Raw genomic sequence first — 15734 nt, 5'->3', positions numbered from 1 at the left:
CAGTTCAAACAGTACAGAGTGATAGCCGAATATGACATAGGACACAGGCTGCAAAATTGCCTTCCCCCCGGGCGCCCGCAGCATGATCCGGGCACGAAAAAAGGGCACCCCGAAGGGCGCCCTGATGGCGGCGCGGAGGAACTGGCCGGGCTACTGCCGCGGCGTGCGGACCACGTCGCTGATCCACTGCCGGGTCTTCTCATCGACCGGACCGGCCACGCGGTTTTCCCGCGCTAAGCGGTCAGCCTTGACTTTCTGCAGCACCATCCTGCCGAGTCCGGCGAATACCGCCGCAGCAACCATCGGCAACAGGACGGACTTCGATTTCTCTGCCATCCCGCAATCCTAGTGAAGCCGGTTCGGCAACTCCAGAACCTGGACAGACAAGGTCAGGAGGACCCGCCGAACACCGTGCCCGCAGGCCTGGACTGGCCGAATACAAGCAGGGGCGTCAAGGCCGGTAGAATGGGATGGCAAGCTCGCGGAGCGCCCGTCCTCACTGTCAACCACAACAGTTTCCCCAACCCGGTACGGCGTGAGACGGCACCACTCCGCTGCGCCCTTACCCAAGCTCACGCACAGGAGTTACCGGATGCCCCGGATCGTTGTTGACGTCATGCCCAAACCCGAGATTCTGGACCCGCAGGGGAAGGCGATCGTCGGCGCTCTCCCCCGGCTGGGCTTCACCAGCTTCAGCTCTGTCCGCCAGGGCAAGCGTTTTGAACTGACGGTCGACGGCGAGGTGACCGAGGACATCCTGGCCCAGGCCCGCGACGCCGCAGAGACCCTCCTCTCCAACCCCGTGATCGAGGACGTCGTCAACGTCGAGGTCGTCGAGGCCTGAAATGACTGAACTTCCCCTGATCGGCGAAGCTGTTGCAGTCGCGGCCGAGCCGCGCCTGGCCGGCGCCCGCATCGGCGTCGTCACCTTCCCCGGCACCCTCGACGACCGCGACGCCGCCCGGGCGGTCCGCCTCGCCGGCGGCACCGCCGTCGAACTCTGGCACGGCGACACCGAACTCGGTGACGTGGACGCCGTCGTCATCCCCGGCGGGTTCTCCTACGGCGACTACCTGCGGGCAGGCGCCATCGCGCGTTTCGCTCCGCTGATGTCGAAGATCATCGACGCCGCCAACAGCGACGCGAAGCTTCCTGTCCTTGGCATCTGCAATGGCTTCCAGATCCTTACGGAATCGCACCTGCTGCCGGGCTCGATGATCAAGAACGACCACCTGAAGTTCCTGTGCCGCGACCAGGTGCTGCGTGTCGAAAACAGCAACACCGCGTGGACGCTGGATTACCAGGCGGGCCAGGAAATCACCATCCCGCTGAAGAACCAGGACGGCCAGTACATCGCGGACGAGAAGACCCTGGATGCCCTCGAGGCCGAGGGACGCGTGGTGTTCCGCTACGTGGGCTTCAACCCGAACGGCTCCCGCCGCGACATCGCCGGCATCTCGAATGCCGCCGGCAACGTGGTGGGTCTCATGCCGCACCCGGAGCACGCCACGGAACAGGGCTTCGGGCCCGAGTCGCTGGACGGCATCGGCGGCTCCGACACCGACGGGCTGGGCTTCTTCACCTCCGTTTTGACCAAGATTGTGGGAGGCGACAAGTGAGCATCGACACCACCAAGAAGTTCAATATCGACACCGTCGAGAACGCCGCGAAGACTCCGGACACGGAACTGCCCTGGGCTGAACTGGGCCTGAAGCAGAACGAGTTCGACGAGATCGTCAAGGTCCTGGGCCGCCGCCCCACCGGCGCCGAGCTGGCCATGTACTCCGTCATGTGGAGCGAGCACTGCTCCTACAAGTCCTCCAAGAACCACCTGCGCCAGTTCGGCCAGAAGGTCACCGAGGAAATGAAGAAGGACATGCTGGTGGGCATCGGCGAAAACGCCGGTGTGACCAACCTGGGGGACGGCTGGGCCGTTACCTTCAAGATCGAATCGCACAACTCGCCGTCGTTCGTGGAGCCTTACCAGGGCGCCGCGACCGGCATCGGCGGCATTGTCCGCGACATCATCTCCATGGGCGCCCGCCCGGTGGCAGTCATGGACCCGCTGCGCTTTGGCGCCATCGACCACCCGGACACGGCCCGCGTTATGCACGGTGCCGTTGCCGGCATCGGCGGCTACGGCAACTCCCTGGGCCTGCCGAACATCGGCGGCGAAATGGTCTTCGACTCCGTCTACCAGGGCAACCCGCTGGTCAACGCGCTCGCCGTAGGCGTGATGCGCCACGAGGACATCCGCCTGGCCAACGCCTCGGGCAAGGGCAACAAGGTGGTCCTGTTCGGTGCGCGCACCGGCGGCGACGGCATCGGGGGTGCCTCGGTGCTGGCCTCCGAGTCCTTCGACGACACCAAGCCCTCCAAGCGCCCCGCCGTCCAGGTGGGCGACCCCTTCGCCGAGAAGGTCCTGATCGAGTGCTGCCTGGAACTGTTCAAGGGCTCGCTGGTTGAGGGCATCCAGGACCTGGGTGCAGCGGGCATCTCCTGCGCCACGTCGGAGCTCGCCTCCAACGGCGACGGCGGCATGCAGGTTGAACTGACCTCAGTCCTGCTGCGTGATCCCACCCTGACGCCGGGCGAAATCCTGATGTCCGAGTCGCAGGAACGCATGATGGCCGTGGTCACGCCGGAGAACGTGGAAGCGTTCGAAGCCGTCATGGACAAGTGGGCCGTGGAGTACTCCTGGCTCGGCGAAGTGACCGACACCGGCCGCCTTATCATCACCTGGGAAGGCGACGTGATCGTCGACGTCGATCCCCGCACCGTGGCGCACGACGGTCCGGTCTACGACCGTCCGTTTGCCCGTCCCTCCTGGCAGGACGACGTCCAGGCAGATTCCTTCACCGGTTCCGTGCAGGACGCGGGCCGCCCCTCCGCTCCGGCTGAGCTGGCCAAAGCGGTCACTGAGCTGGTGGCATCGCCGAACATGTGCTCCAAGTCCTGGATCACCGACCAGTACGACCGCTACGTGGGCGGCAACACCTCCATGGCGTTCCCGGATGACGCCGGCGTGGTTCGCGTTGACGAGGAAACCGGCCTGGGCGTTGCCCTGGCCACCGATGCCAACGGACGCTACACCTACCTGGACCCGTACCACGGTGCACAGCTTGCGCTGGCAGAGGCCTACCGGAACGTTGCCACCTCCGGTGCCGTTCCCATGGCCGTCAGCGACTGCCTGAACTTCGGCTCCCCCGAGGACCCGGATGTTATGTGGCAGCTGGCCGAGGCCATCCGCGGCCTGTCCGACGCCTGCATGGTGCTGGGCATCCCGGTCACGGGCGGCAACGTGTCCCTGTACAACCAGACGGGCACCACCCCCATCCACCCCTCCCCCGTGGTGGCGGTCCTGGGCAAGCTCGACGACGTCGCCCGCCGCACGCCGTCGGGCTGGCGTGAGGACGGCCAGGCCATTTACCTCTTGGGCACCACGGCGGCCGAGCTGGACGGTTCCGAATGGGCCAACATGCGCGGGCACCTGGGCGGACAGCCGCCGAAGGTGGACCTCGACGCCGAGCGTGCTTTGGGCGAGATCCTGATCAACGCGTCCCGTGACGGCATGATCGACTCGGCCCACGACCTCTCCGAGGGCGGCCTCGCCGCTGCCCTGGTGGAGTCCTCGCTGCGCTACGGCGTCGGCGCCAGGATTGCGCTGCAGGACGTCCTGGACCGGGACGGCGTGGACCTGTTCACGGCGCTGTTCTCCGAGTCGCAGGGCCGCGCAGTTGTGGGCGTGCCCCGTTCGGAGGAAGTCCGCTTCACCGACATGTGCACCGCCCGCGGTTTCGCCCACACCCGCATCGGTGTAGTGGATGCAGCCAGCGGCACACTTGACATCAACGGCGTGGAGAGCCTGTCCCTGGACGCCCTCCGCGAAGCCCACGAGGGGACGCTGCCGAAGTACTTCGGCTAATAGTCTCCATCGATTGCTCCGTACTTGTCGTTTTGACCTTTCAGAACGACAAGTGCGGAGCAATCGATTCTTAATCACTCCCACGCCAGCCTGCTTGGATCAGCGCCGTGCGGATCTTGGCCACCGCGGGTTTCGCGTCGTTGGGCATGTGGCGCTTCGAGATCCGAACTTCGGTCCACTCCAGGGCAGAGTACCGTTCTGACCGACTGATGTCCCGGACCACCTGGAGTTCCTCCCCGTGGTGCTCACCTTCGTACTCGATCCCGATCCGGTACTTCCGGTAGGAGAGGTCCGGTTCGTGGTGCCGTGTCCCATCCTCCGAAATAATGGGAACGTTCAGCTCGGGTTCGGGCAGTCCGGCCCGCACCACAGCCAGCCGAAGCAGTGTTTCCTGGGGTGAGTCGGAGCCAACGCGGACCATCTTGATGGCCTCTTTGGCTTTGCGCAGCCCACGCTTTCCCTTGTGCCTGTCGATCATCCGTTGAAGATCGGCGATGTTGCACAGCGGCATGTCCCGGCCATCAAACTGCGGACGGGGCACACGCACACAGCTGTCCCCAGCCGCTACAAGTTCATCCACGGTCAGCAATTCAGCGAGATCCAGCCACGTGCGTTCCGGCGTGGTGACAGGGATACCCTGATGGACCGTGACTTCGTCGTCGTAGAGCTTCATTCGGTGCACGATCACGTGCGGCCGGTTGAGATGTGCCGCACCTTCGGGACGGATGATGTGAAACAAATCGTTTGGCTCCTTTCGCTGTCGACGCGGCAGCGAAAGGAGCTCCGCCGCCGTCAGGTGGGACGCGGCGCACCGCTCATTCACTTCAATGAAAGGCCTCACCCTGGCATTCAAGGGGAGTTCCGCCGTCGCGCGTTCCATGCGAATACCCCTGCCATGGCGTTCCAACGACCGGTGCCGCCAGCGCCGCGGAGACACTCCAGTGAACGACGCGTCAGCAATGGTGAAGGGGCGCCCCCGGAGCTCCTCCGGCAGCGGACGTGGGGTCTTCATCGGTCCATGACACCAGAATCGGGCAAAGACCGCAGAAGTTATCCACACCTCTTATCGAATGCTCCGTACATGTCGTTTTCCCGTGCCAAAACGGCATCTACGGAGCAATCGATGGGTCAGTCCTCGCTGTGGATCTCCCGCTGCCGGGCGCTGAGCAGCTCGATCTCGGGCCTGCCCGCTACGAAACGTTCGACGGCGGCCAGCACCTCCACGAGGTGGGCGCGGTCTGCTGCCACCAGCCCGGTCCCCACCTGGGAGCGCCGGTACTGGTCGTGATCTCCCACCTCTGCCACGGAGACATCAAAGCGGCGCTTGAGCTCGGCCAGCAGGGGCCTGATGACGGAGCGCTTCTCCTTCAGACTCTGGACGTCGCCCAGGAGGATGTCGAATTCAATCCAGCCGACCCACATCAGATGGTCAGCTCCCCCATCCTGTCCCAGCCGTCGCCGTCGAGCTGGCGACTGATGATCCGGGGCGTTTCGGCGAGGGCCTGGGGCATGTCCGCCATGGCCTGCTTGAAATGGGCGCTGTTGACATGGTCGCCTGCGGCGTCGTCCTTGAAGGCCTCCACCAGGACGAACTCGTTCGGGTCCTCCACGCTGCGGGACCAGTCGAACCACAGGTTGCCGGGCTCCTCCCTGGTGGCCCGGGTGAAGTCAGCCACCAGATCCATCCAACGCTCGGACCACTCCGGCTTGACCTTGAATTTGACGACGATAAAAATCACGGGGATGTCCCTTCCGCGGCGAGTGTGCGTGCCCCTTTAATGTACCGGGAGGTGACGTAGCGCTGGGCGGCACGGGTTACCGGTCCGCCTGCGGCATAGAACCAGTTTGCCGGCCGGCTGAAAGCCCGGATCCGAAGGAACACGGCGCCCTTGCCGTCGATCTCCACTTCGAATGATTCCTCGCCGCGGGCCGGGTGCCCCGGGAGCGTCCCGTATCCGAACCCTGCCGATTGCGGCAAACCGTCCGGGGACGGCTGCCGCACCCAGACCACTTCACACGGCGCGTCCAGCCTGAAAGGCCCGACGCCGAACCCGCTCACCACCCGCGCTCCGGGCACCGCCATGGGCGAATCGGCACGGACACGCAGCCCGGCCCGCCGCTGCAGTTCCCAACCCAGGATGCCGCGTGCCACACGCTTGTAAACCGCAAGCCCGTTGCCAAGGTGGACCTCCTTCAGCACGCGGGAGAAGTCCGGGGGTGCGTTGCCCTGTTCGGTGCCCCCTATTCCGGGGTAATCGAGGGCCCCTTTCACGTGCCGCTTCCCGTCACGCATCCGGCGCTCCCAGTCGGGCCCATCCCAGCTGTGCCTGCTGCTTCCGGCTGAGGCCCGCCACCACCAGGTCGTAGGAGTCCTCCACCATGTCCCTGACCATGCTGTCCGGCAGCGCGCCGTCCAGCCGGACGCCGTTCCAGTGCGTCTTGTTCATATGCCAGGCACCTGTGATTTCGGGGTTGGCCGCACGGAGCTGCACCGCAAGGGACGGTTCACACTTGAGGTTGACATAGAAGTCGTGAGGGTCCATCGAGGACAGTGCAAAGAGCTTGGCCTGCTACCGGGCACCGGCGGCGGAGTGGGCGCGGACCTTGAACACCGCCGTCTCCGGCCCAAATGGATAATCCTCATAGCTGCCCGGGAATGACAGGCAGATTTTCCTCAATGCTTCGGGGTCCATCCCGCCAGCCTATAAAGCGGGCCACTGCGGTGCTAGTCTGCGAGGATGTCACACGATCAGGGCACCATTCCTGTTCTGGACCTGAGCACCGCACGGCAGCCCTACGGGTCTTTCAGTCCGGAATTCATCGAGCAACTGCGCTATGCCACGCACAACGTCGGCTTCTTCCAGATCACGGGCTACGGGGCCTCCCCCGGCCAGGCTGAACACCTCCTGGATGTCATCAGGCGCTTTTTCGACCTGCCCCTCGAGGAACGGATGAAGCTGGACAACCGGCTCTCACCCCATTTCCGGGGATATACCCGGATGGGCACCGAGGTGACGCAGGGCAGGGCCGACGCCCGTGAACAGATCGATTATTCGCCGGAACGGGAGCCCGTCAGCAGCTACTCGGCGGACGAGCCCTACTGGTTGCTCCAGGGGCCGAATCTCTGGCCGGACGAGTCCTTCCCCGAGCTCAAGCCCGCGGCGATGGCGTGGGCCGACCTGATGTCCGCGGTGGGAATGGAGCTCCTGAGGGCCATTGCGGTGTCCCTCCAACTGCCCGAGGACTACTTTGACGAACCGTTCCGTGATTCTCCTGCCTGGATGGGCAAACTGGTGCACTACGTCGGCGGCGTGGTGGAGGCAGCCGGAGACCAGGGCGTGGGCTCGCACGCGGACTACGGTTTCGTGACGCTCCTTCTGCAGGACGGCGTGGGCGGGCTGGAGGTTCAGCCCCCGGGGGCCACCGGCTGGCTGCCCGTGGAGCCGATCCCGGGCGCCCTGGTGGTGAACCTGGGCGAGATGCTCGAAGTGGCAACCGAGGGATATCTCGCTGCCACCATCCACCGCGTGCAGGCACCTCCGCCCGGCGTGGACAGGTATTCCGTCCCGTTCTTTTGGTCCCCGCGGCTGGACGCTGTGATCAAGCCGGTCCCCCTGCCGCCCGAACTGAAGGCGGCGGCGAGGGGCATCACGGATGACCCCGCGAACCCGTTGCTGGCCTCGTTCGGCCTCAACATGCTGAAGGGCCGGATGCGCGCCCATCCCGATGTCACAGAGCGGCACTATCCCCACCTGATGGCACGCTGAGGAGCCCGGCCGGGGCGGACGGCAGGATCAGGCGTTGAATGTCCAGGCCTGCTGGGCGGGGCAGGCGTTCATCACCACGTCCAGGCCGGCAGCCTTCGCTCGCGCTGCCGCATCCTCGTCGATCACTCCCAGCTGGAGCCAGACCGCTTTGGCGCCCACCGCAATGGCCTCATCCACCACCGCCCCCACCTTGTGGGAGTTTACAAAGCAGTCCACGACGTCGATGGGGTGCTTTTCAGGGGGGATGTCACCCAGGGTGCGGTACCCCTGTTCGCCGTGGACCGGATCACCGGGCAGGTTTACGGGGATGATCTCCATGCCCATCCGGTCCCTGATGAAGAGCGACGTGTCGTAGGCGGCGCGCCATTCGTTGGTGGTGAGGCCTACGATGGCCCACCGGCCTTGGGTCCGCATAAGGCGTTCAATGACAGCAGGATCGTTGGTGTGGCCCATGCGCTTAGCCTACCGGGCGGACTTTGCGTCCCGGCAATGCCCCGGCGCCCAGTCCGGGCTACCGGCTGAACTTCCGCAGCCACCTGTTCCCCGGCAAAGGTTCAGCCACTGCCGCGATGGCATCTTCAGCCTGCAGGACAACGTCCTCCAACGGCTCCACAACATCGCTTACGGGCGGCGGGACGGCCTCATCAGCAGGTTCTCCCTCCAGGCCGGATTCAGGGTTGCCCCCGCCCGGCTGCCGTTGCCGGCCTTCTCCTGGGGTGGCAGTCCCGGCGGCAGGGTTGCGCCGTCCGGGTCCCTGCCCGCCGGCAAGGGCACGTGGAGCTTTTCCTGCCTCACCGGAGGCCACGGCCGACGGGCGGGGTTCCGCTGCCTGCTGCGGCCCGGGTGCGGGGTCCTGCTGCAGAAGATGGGTGTCAGCAGGACCGGGTCTTGCTGACACCGGTTCCGCGGCAGGCTGCCCTGCGCCGGGACCGTCCATGCCATCCGGGTCATCGGGCTGCACCAGTCCGGCGGCGGCCTGTCCCTGGATGGTCCAGGACGGTGACCAGTTTTCCAGAAGCTGCTGAACTGAGTGGCTGCCTCCGCCCGGAGCCGGTGAACTGGCAGCGACTCCTCCTATCCCGGTGCCCATACCGGCAAGCAGGGCAAGGCCCAGGACAGTTGGCCGGTGCCGGCGCAACCGCCGCCGCGCCATCTCATCGCCGCCAGCATCCTGGTCATCCTTCAGCACGTCCAGGCCCGCTGTGGCACGTTCCGCCGTCTCCGTCGCGGAACCCGCCATCAACCGGGCAAGCTGGCCCGAGGGAGCGGGCACGGGAAGGGACGCCAAAGATCCGAGTGAAAGGAGGACGCTGCGGAGCTCAGAATCTCCGGCCTGGCCGGCGTCAATGAGCATGTCATCCACCAGGCGGTGCAGGCTGTCCAAGGAGCGCGTCATGGTGTGAGGTACTCCTTCACGCCGGACAGCTCCCGCAGCTTCAGCAGCGCGCGCCGCTGAAGCTGCTTCACGGCCCCCGCACTCTTGCCCATGGCCTCGGCCGCCTGGTCAACGGTGAGCCCGGCCACCAGGCGAAGCGACAGCACTTCCCGCTGGTCACCGGGAAGCCCGTCCAGCAGCCGAAGGACCTCCTGCGGGGAGATGCGCTCCAGCGCCATATCTTCGGCCGATGTGTCTTCCCGCTGGTCCAGTTCGGGCTCGAACGGCAGTTTTGCGGGGGTGCGGTTCTGCCGGCGATGGTCATCGACCATGCGGGCGTGGGCTACAGAGAAAACAAACGTGCGAAGTCCAGCGGCACCGCCGTGCACAGTGCCCAGCCGGGGCAGGACGGAGAGGAACACCTCCTGCATTGCCGCCTCCGGATCCTCGACTCCGCGGGCTGTGAGATAGCCCAGAACCTGTGATGCATACGTCCGGTAGACGAGGCTGAACACGTCAGCCTGGCGGGATTCGTCCCGCAAAGCCTCGTCAGTCAGTGCATCGGTCACGGACGTAGTGCTTTCAGTCAAAGAGGGGGTTGTTTGCTCGGGAAGGCCTTCCATAGGGTGGAACGCCTTTTCCCCGCATTACTTTACCCCCCGGTAACCACTGCACCGGGACCGCCACGGGCGCCACCGGTTCCGGCATGAGACAGCTGCCCCTGCCACCGGATCAATGAAAGAGCCGGTCTGGAACGTGATGGGGGACAAGTTCCAGACCGGCGCTACATAGGGGTAATCGCTGACGACGCCGAAAGGGTTACGCGTTCCTGAAAAAACTTTCCAAAACTTTTTGGAGGAGGTTCAGCGGGCCGCGGCCGGGATCCAGCGCGGTGCACTCCCCTGCCGGCGCGGTTCCTTGGCGATCGTAAAAGCGTGCACCCTGGCGGGGACGCGCTGGTCATCGCAGTCGGCCTGGGGCCTCATTGGAGCAACAGCGGGAGCCCCGGCGGCGGTCCTGGTTACTGCCCCGGCAGGGCAGAGATCGGTGACCAGACCGGTACCTGCGCATTCACGGACGGCGGCGATCCCGGCGGCGAGTGCGGACTTGTCCTCAAAAGGCCCGGACACCGCCATCACTGTGCCATCGGGGGCCAGAAGCCGGAACCTGAAAAACGAATCTGAATCGACAAAAGCTTCGAACTTTCCGGCCATAAGAAATCCTTCCGGTCTGCGGGATCTTGCCCGGCGACATCCTTGTCGCCAGCTGGTCCGTGCGCGGTGCTGCGCATATTCCCGCGGGTTTGGTCGAACGAATTGGTGATTGCATCACGTGGTGTTGATAAGTCTCTCGTCCAATGACGCAGCCTCACAAGACCAGCCGGGTTAACCCTATGTAAATTGCCATACTTTTGGGAAGACAAACGGCGGGCCACCCATTCGGGTGACCCGCCGTCGTCGTACTTCATGGGACTCAGTCGTTGATGAGGTCGTTCACCACGATGGTCTGGTCGCGGTCCGGGCCCACGCCGATGGCGGAGAAGCGCGTGCCGGACAGCTTTTCCAGGGCCAGCACGTAGTTGCGGGCGTTCTCGGGCAGGTCAGCAAGGGTGCGGGCGCGCGTGATGTCCTCGGTCCAGCCTTCGAAGTATTCGAAGATGGGCTTGGCGTGGTGGAACTCGGTCTGCGTCATGGGCATCTCGTCATGGCGCACGCCGTCCACGTCGTAGGCCACGCACACGGGGATCTGCTCGATGCCGGTGAGGACGTCCAACTTAGTGACGAAGTAGTCCGTGAAGCCGTTGACCCTGGATGCATGGCGGGCCAGGACGGCGTCGTACCAGCCGCAGCGGCGCGGGCGCCCGGTGTTGACGCCGAATTCCCCGCCGGTCTTCTGCAGGTACATGCCCATCTCGTCGAAAAGCTCGGTGGGGAACGGACCGGCGCCCACGCGGGTGGTGTATGCCTTGATGATGCCGATGGAGCGGGAAATGCGGGTTGGGCCGATGCCCGAACCCACCGAGGCGCCGCCGGCAGTGGGATTGGAGGAGGTCACGAACGGGTAGGTGCCGTGGTCCACGTCCAGGAACGTTGCCTGGCCGCCTTCCATCAGGACCACCTTGCCCTCATCCAGTGCCGTGTTGAGGACCAGGGTGCTGTCGATGACCAGCGGACGGAGCCGTTCGGCGAAGGAGAGGAAGTACTCCACGATTTCCTCCACCAGGACGCTGCGGCGGTTGTAGACCTTCACCAGCAGTTCGTTCTTCTGGCGCAGGGAGCCCTCCACCTTCTGGCGGAGGATGGACTCGTCAAAGACGTCCTGCACGCGGATGCCCAGCCGGGCCACTTTATCCATGTAGGCCGGGCCGATGCCGCGTCCGGTGGTTCCGATGGCGCGGCTTCCCAGGAACCGCTCGGTTACCTTGTCCAGGACCTGGTGGTACGGGGCCACGAGGTGGGCGTTCGCTGAAACCCGGAGCTTGGAGGTGTCTGCGCCGCGGGCCTGCAGGCCTTCGATCTCCTGGAAGAGTGCTTCGAGGTTCACCACGCAGCCGTTGCCGATAATGGGAACCGCGTTGGGGCTGAGAATGCCTGCCGGCAGCAGCTTGAGTTCGTACTTTTCACCGCCTACGACGACGGTGTGCCCGGCGTTGTTGCCGCCGTTGGGCTTGACGACGTAGTCAACGCGGCCGCCCAGAAGGTCAGTGGCCTTGCCTTTTCCTTCGTCGCCCCACTGGGCTCCTACGATCACAATTGCTGGCATGGGATCCTCCCCCATTCGTTCGGGCTACACGGGTCCGGCCATGGAGGTGGCTTGCCCGGTGCGGCGCCGTTCATGAGAATGCCCCGAATGGACCGGCCGTCGCTGGCCCGCGGGACGGGGCAGCGATGCAAGAGTTCCGGGGCTCTTACCACCCAAGTTTAGCCGATGAGCGACTTTGTCCACTCGTTGGGCCGCCGCGGTCCTTCTTGCAGGGTAAAGGACTCCTGCAGGCAAAGGACCGCGGCGGGTGGGCGGTGTGGTTACTCGCCGTCGGCTTCCTCGCCCGGCCGGGACGTCTGGTTGGCAAGGCTGTCCCAGAAGGAGGTGTCGGCGTCGGCGATGGATCCGTCAGCAATGGCTGCCGCGGTTGCAGTCAGCGTGGTCACGGTCTGCTGGATCAGGTAACCGTTGCTGCGCAGGCCCAGGGCGACGCCGTCCGCGTAGTGGTCGGACATGCCACGCATTTCGAAGAGCAGTGTTGCGATGCCGTACTCAACGGCAATCCCATTGCGGCTGATGGTTTCGGCGCTGCCACCCACATACTTGCCCAAGTGGCCCCAGCCGGTGGAGTCGACGTTGTTGAACACCACGGCGCCCAGCTGCTTGGACTTTTCCACCACTGCAGGATCGGCGTTGGGTGTGGTGGGGTACAGGATGGACCCCGAGACCAGCTTTCCGTCGCGTACGCTGCGTGTGCCCTGATGGTGCAGGTCGATCATGTAGTCCACTGTGTATTTGCGCATCACATTGTTGTGCAGCGCCTGAGTTTCCGGCTGGACCTTGTCCACGTGGTCGCGGTTGAGGTCCACCTCCTCGGCGTTGTATCGGGTCATGTTGCGGTCGCCCTTGGCCAGGTAGTCATCCAGCGGGAAGTTCACATCCCCCATGGCGCCGTCGGCGTTCAGCATGGGAACGATCAGGATGTTCACGCCGGCCAGGATGTCTGCGGACTTGCCCGTTCCGAGGTGCTTGACAAATTCCAGCGCACCTTCGGTGGTGAGCTGCTCATTGCCATGCTGCTGCGTGAGGTACAGGATGGTGGGTTTCGCCGGGTCCGAAATGTACTTGACCAGGTGGATGTCGCGTCCCTTGACGGTCTGCCCGATGACCTCAAGCTCCATGGCGGACTGGCGTGCATCCTGGTCCTTCAGGAAGGAAACCATCTGGTCATAGGTGGCCAGCTTCGAGGTGGTGATTTGGCCGTTACCGTCGTAGTTCGGACCTTCACCCACTGAATGGGCGAGCGGTGCCGGTCCTGCCACAACGGCAAGAGCAAGGGCTCCGGCGGCCAGGGTCCTGAAAGTTGCCACGGTTTTTCTCACGGTGCGTTACCTCTTTCGAGTGCATTAGGTGCGTCCAGCCCGCTAATGTCCCCCATTGCCGGCTGTGACATCAGCCAACCAAGCTGGACAAAAGCTGTCAATGGATATGACCGGTAACAGCACCCAGTTATTACGAATCGAAAGCTGTCAACATGGCGCGACATATAGCGAAGCGGATTTGCCCGCGCCTGTGATGGTGGATTTAAGTGAGAGTGAACCATCCGGAGCGGCCAAGAGACCTGGCTCAATGACGCCGCAGCAACCCGTCAGGGCAGGACACGTCCTGCCTGCAGAAGGTGCTACTGCCAGGACCGATGGAAAGGAAAATCCAGCATGTCCCTAAACACCGACCACATCCGCGTGACCCACGCAGGTTCGTTGCCGCGCACGCCCGAGCTTATCGCCGCAAACGCTGCGCGCGAGGAAAACCCGGCCGACGTGGAGGGATACAACGAACTCCTTACCGCTTCCGTTGTGGACTTGGTCCAGCGTCAGCAAAGCCTGGGCATTGATATCCCGAACGACGGCGAGTACGGCCACGCGATGTCCGCCGCTGTGGACTACGGCGCATGGTGGTCTTACTCCTTTGCCCGGATGGGCGGCCTGGAACTGGACAATGACGCCACATGGGCCGTTGAACCGAAGGAATCCACCCCCGGCAACGTCCAGCTGACGGGATTCATCCACCGCCGCGACCGTGTTCTTTTTGCCGAGGCCTACAACGATCCCACCAGCGGCATCTTCACCGGCGGCGCCAAGCCGTTCCCGAAGGTCACGGGACCGCTGGTGTACACGGGCCAGGACGCGGTGGCCTCGGACATCGCCAACCTCAAGGCCGGCCTTGCCGCAACCGGATTGAAGGAAGGATTCGTGGCGGCGCTCTCCCCCGGCAGCGCATCACGGATCACCAACGAGTACTACGCCACGGAGGAGGAGTACATCTACGCCTGCGCGGACGTCCTCCGCGAGGAGTACAAGGCCATTGTGGACGCCGGCCTCACATTGCAGATCGATGATCCGTCCATTGCGGAAAACTGGGACCAGATCAGCCCGGAACCCACGGTTGAGGACTACCTCAAGTTCACCCGGATCCGGGTGGAGGCGCTGAACTATGCCCTCCGCGGCCTTCCCGAGGAGCAGGTGCGTTTCCACCTCTGCTGGGGTTCCTGGCACGGTCCCCACACCACCGACCTCCCGTTCGCGGACCTGGTGGACACAATGCTGCAGATCAACGCCGGCGGATACTCCTTTGAAGCCGCAAACGTCCGCCACGAACACGAGTGGCGGGTGTGGGAGGACACCAAGCTTCCCGAGGGCAAGGTCATCATCCCGGGCATCGTCTCGCACGCCACCAACGTGGTGGAGCACCCGGACCTCGTGGCAGACCGCATCGTCCGTTTCGCCGAGGTAGTGGGCCGCGAGAACGTCATTGCCTCCACGGACTGCGGCCTGGGCGGGCGCGTCCACCCGCAGATCGCCGTCGCCAAGCTGGGAGCACTGGGAGAAGGCGCCCGCCGGGCAACCAAGAGGCTCTGGTAACAGACGCCTCTTCCCCTCCAGCCCAGGACCGCCGGTTCCCTGCTCCGCATTATTGGATGCAGGGGACCGGCGTTTCGTTTCCCCGGGCTTGCTAAACTGGAACAGGCCGACCCGGAATCGGTCCACCCCATCTCAACCGCCGCTGATGTGTGGCGCCTTCGTGCGCCCATATCCGCCGGCGGCAGCACCGCCAATCCCCGCAGGAGATCCAGCACTACATGACAGCCCTGGCCCCCGAATCTTTCCATGAGCAGCTCCTGAGCCGCCGCTACGAACCCAATGTTGCCGCCGTCAATGAACTGTGCGATTCCCTGCAGGAGACCCGGCCCGGCACGGTAGTGCCTTACGTCGACCCCATGCATGATGTGGACGAGTGCCGCATTATCAGCCTGTTTTCGAACATCGGCGGGGCCGACGAGTCCGGCTTCATCACCCCGGGAGACCAGGACGCAGCTACCCGGATGCTCGGCATCCAGTGGAAGCTGGGCCTTCGCCCCGAGTTCGTCATGCCCTGGAACGTGCACCCCTGGCACGTCCCGGGCGAGGTCAACGGCAAGTTCACCCCGGACCAGATCCAGGCCGGCCTCAAGCCGCTGCTGAAGTTCCTGGCGCTGGTCCCGCGCGCCTCGGTGATCGTGGCCCACGGCACCGAAGCCAACCGCCTGGCCAACCTGCTGCTGAAGACCGAGGTTCCGCTGCTCTGGCGCCGCGGGCTGAAGACCTACAAGGTGCGGTCCCTGAGCGGACGCGCTTTCGCCGGTTCCCCGGCCCGCCAGGAGGAGTACCTCGAGGACATGCGTGTGGCCTACGCCGACGCCATGGCCCGCACCGGCCTGCAGAAGTCCCCATCCGCACCCTAACCTCGCAAGCTCGGCCAGGGAACCCTGCGGACGTGGGCCCACGCCACAGGACTCACTGCTTACGACGGCGGGCGGTTGCCTTTCCTTGGAAAGGTAACCGCCCGCCGTCGTTCTTTAATGCAACGCGGGGTCACTTTCAGCCCAATCCGGCAGCCGGAGAGGGCGGAAACTGACCCCGCGTTG

General features: G+C 64.7%; 18 protein-coding genes, 1 pseudogene and 1 riboswitch. Of the genes and pseudogenes, 6 read left to right on the top strand and 13 right to left on the bottom strand.

Translation table 11 applies throughout. The features are described from left to right. Positions 1-150: 150 nt before the first annotated feature. A complete protein-coding gene (locus tag ACZ9BC_RS19280) occupies positions 151-336 on the bottom strand; it encodes a hypothetical protein (RefSeq protein WP_079598154.1) in 186 nt (61 codons plus the stop codon). A gap of 256 nt (positions 337-592) precedes the next feature. Here ACZ9BC_RS19280 and purS point away from each other — a divergent pair, with 256 nt between their 5' ends. The 3 genes from purS to purL are packed head-to-tail and all read left to right on the top strand — an operon-like array spanning position 593 to position 3925. Next, the gene (purS, locus tag ACZ9BC_RS19275; protein WP_003798434.1) at positions 593-844 is read left to right on the top strand and encodes a phosphoribosylformylglycinamidine synthase subunit PurS; all 252 of its coding nucleotides are present in this window, start codon (positions 593-595) and stop codon (positions 842-844) included. Between the two features lies 1 nt (position 845). Beyond that, complete coding sequence (gene purQ, locus ACZ9BC_RS19270; RefSeq protein ID WP_476247339.1) at positions 846-1619, top strand: phosphoribosylformylglycinamidine synthase subunit PurQ; 774 nt, start codon at positions 846-848, stop codon at positions 1617-1619. Beyond that, entirely contained in the window at positions 1616-3925 is a 2310-nt protein-coding gene (gene purL, locus ACZ9BC_RS19265; RefSeq protein ID WP_476247338.1) for a phosphoribosylformylglycinamidine synthase subunit PurL, read from the top strand. The genes purQ and purL overlap by 4 nt, the downstream gene beginning before the upstream one ends. A 70-nt stretch (positions 3926-3995) precedes the next feature. Here purL and ACZ9BC_RS19260 read toward each other — a convergent pair whose 3' ends face one another. From ACZ9BC_RS19260 to ACZ9BC_RS19240, 5 genes and pseudogenes are all read right to left on the bottom strand, one after another. Beyond that, a complete protein-coding gene (locus ACZ9BC_RS19260; protein ID WP_476247337.1) occupies positions 3996-4664 on the bottom strand; it encodes a hypothetical protein in 669 nt (222 codons plus the stop codon). 389 nt (positions 4665-5053) lie between these two features. After that, a complete protein-coding gene (locus ACZ9BC_RS19255; protein WP_476247336.1) occupies positions 5054-5347 on the bottom strand; it encodes a DUF503 domain-containing protein in 294 nt (97 codons plus the stop codon). After that, positions 5347-5664 (bottom strand): putative quinol monooxygenase, encoded by a 318-nt coding sequence (locus ACZ9BC_RS19250; RefSeq protein ID WP_115526148.1) that lies wholly within the window; start codon positions 5662-5664, stop codon positions 5347-5349. The genes ACZ9BC_RS19255 and ACZ9BC_RS19250 overlap by 1 nt, the downstream gene beginning before the upstream one ends. Next, positions 5661-6218 (bottom strand): DUF1990 family protein, encoded by a 558-nt coding sequence (locus ACZ9BC_RS19245; RefSeq protein WP_476247335.1) that lies wholly within the window; start codon positions 6216-6218, stop codon positions 5661-5663. The genes ACZ9BC_RS19250 and ACZ9BC_RS19245 overlap by 4 nt, the downstream gene beginning before the upstream one ends. Beyond that, positions 6211-6618 (bottom strand): annotated as a pseudogene (locus tag ACZ9BC_RS19240) (MmcQ/YjbR family DNA-binding protein). The gene ACZ9BC_RS19245 and the pseudogene ACZ9BC_RS19240 overlap by 8 nt, the downstream one beginning before the upstream one ends. A gap of 45 nt (positions 6619-6663) precedes the next feature. Here ACZ9BC_RS19240 and ACZ9BC_RS19235 point away from each other — a divergent pair. Continuing rightward, positions 6664-7692: an isopenicillin N synthase family dioxygenase gene (locus tag ACZ9BC_RS19235; protein WP_476247334.1), complete on the top strand. Its 1029-nt coding sequence runs from the start codon at positions 6664-6666 to the stop codon at positions 7690-7692. Positions 7693-7719: 27 nt separating this feature from the next. On the opposite strand, the gene ACZ9BC_RS19230 is transcribed toward ACZ9BC_RS19235, so the two are convergent. The 7 genes from ACZ9BC_RS19230 to ACZ9BC_RS19200 form a co-directional block, all read right to left on the bottom strand. Then, positions 7720-8145, bottom strand: coding sequence for a CoA-binding protein (locus ACZ9BC_RS19230; protein WP_476247333.1), 426 nt, complete (start codon positions 8143-8145; stop codon positions 7720-7722). A gap of 58 nt (positions 8146-8203) precedes the next feature. After that, positions 8204-9088: a hypothetical protein gene (locus ACZ9BC_RS19225; RefSeq protein ID WP_476247332.1), complete on the bottom strand. Its 885-nt coding sequence runs from the start codon at positions 9086-9088 to the stop codon at positions 8204-8206. After that, complete coding sequence (locus ACZ9BC_RS19220; RefSeq protein WP_476247454.1) at positions 9085-9636, bottom strand: RNA polymerase sigma factor; 552 nt, start codon at positions 9634-9636, stop codon at positions 9085-9087. Before ACZ9BC_RS19220 ends, ACZ9BC_RS19225 begins: the two co-directional genes overlap by 4 nt. 294 nt (positions 9637-9930) lie before the next feature. Further along, positions 9931-10197, bottom strand: a complete 267-nt coding sequence (locus ACZ9BC_RS19215) for a hypothetical protein (RefSeq protein WP_476247331.1) — start codon at positions 10195-10197, stop codon at positions 9931-9933. Between the two features lie 5 nt (positions 10198-10202). Beyond that, positions 10203-10535 carry a hypothetical protein gene (locus ACZ9BC_RS19210; protein WP_476247330.1) on the bottom strand — a complete coding sequence of 111 codons (333 nt, stop codon included), beginning with the start codon at positions 10533-10535 and terminating at the stop codon, positions 10203-10205. A 5-nt stretch (positions 10536-10540) separates the two neighbouring features. Beyond that, on the bottom strand, positions 10541-11830 hold the full coding sequence (locus tag ACZ9BC_RS19205; protein ID WP_476247329.1) for an adenylosuccinate synthase: 1290 nt from the start codon (positions 11828-11830) through the stop codon (positions 10541-10543). Positions 11831-12090: 260 nt separating this feature from the next. Continuing rightward, positions 12091-13140 (bottom strand): M14 family zinc carboxypeptidase, encoded by a 1050-nt coding sequence (locus ACZ9BC_RS19200; RefSeq protein ID WP_476247328.1) that lies wholly within the window; start codon positions 13138-13140, stop codon positions 12091-12093. 226 nt (positions 13141-13366) lie between these two features. Next, positions 13367-13473: riboswitch (SAM riboswitch) on the top strand. A 12-nt stretch (positions 13474-13485) separates the two neighbouring features. Here ACZ9BC_RS19200 and ACZ9BC_RS19195 point away from each other — a divergent pair. After that, entirely contained in the window at positions 13486-14691 is a 1206-nt protein-coding gene (locus ACZ9BC_RS19195; protein ID WP_476247327.1) for a cobalamin-independent methionine synthase II family protein, read from the top strand. A gap of 218 nt (positions 14692-14909) precedes the next feature. After that, complete coding sequence (locus tag ACZ9BC_RS19190; protein WP_476247326.1) at positions 14910-15551, top strand: uracil-DNA glycosylase family protein; 642 nt, start codon at positions 14910-14912, stop codon at positions 15549-15551. The last annotated feature ends 183 nt before the right edge of the window (positions 15552-15734 follow it).

Source organism: Pseudarthrobacter sp. TE3704 (assembly GCF_056279405.1).
The sequence above is the reverse complement of the archived record's forward strand: the minus strand, read 5'-3'. Positions and strand labels throughout refer to the sequence as shown.